The 558-nt window shown below is 39.8% G+C and carries 1 protein-coding gene; it reads left to right on the top strand.

The window, feature by feature from the left end:
- Nucleotides 1–460, top strand: a 460-nt coding sequence (locus I6E61_RS14005; protein WP_227685992.1) for a transposase, incomplete at its 5' end; no start/stop codon positions are given.
- Nucleotides 461–558 lie beyond the last annotated feature (98 nt).

Here is a 558-nt window from a genome sequence, read left to right on the forward strand (position 1 = left end):
AAAAGGTCTGCTGTGCTCTTTGGACGATAAACAGGCTTTTGATGCACAGGCCATTCTTGATGTCTATTTCGAACGCTGGGAAATTGAAAATAGCTATGGAGAAATAAAACACAGGATGCTTGAGGATAGTATTCTTTTGCGTAGTCAGACTGTGGATGGAGTCAATCAAGAGCTATGGGGTATATTGCTAGCCTACAATTTAATTCGAGTAGAGATAAGTCGAATAGCCAAAGAGGCTAAAGTCTCCCCGCTGAGAATTAGTTTTGTCATGGCTTTGCGGGATATACAGGATGAAATACTCTGGTGTGCCATCGCTTCGCCAGGTTCAATTCCAAAGAAATTAAGGGCAATGCGAGAACGAGTGAAACGTTATATTCTTCCAGAAAAAAGAAAACGGCCCAAAAGTAGGACCGTTCGAATTTCAAAAACTCGGTACACCATTAAGTCAAAGCATGCTTAACTGAATGGTGTTAGCTATAAAGCGGCTTTTAAGTTTAATTATTTACAATTAACGTTTGGTAAATACAAGGCCGCCATCATTTGCATCAATAACAATCA

The organism is Psychrobacter sp. NZS113 (assembly GCF_015864825.1).
Taxonomy (GTDB): Bacteria; Pseudomonadota; Gammaproteobacteria; order Pseudomonadales; family Moraxellaceae; genus Psychrobacter.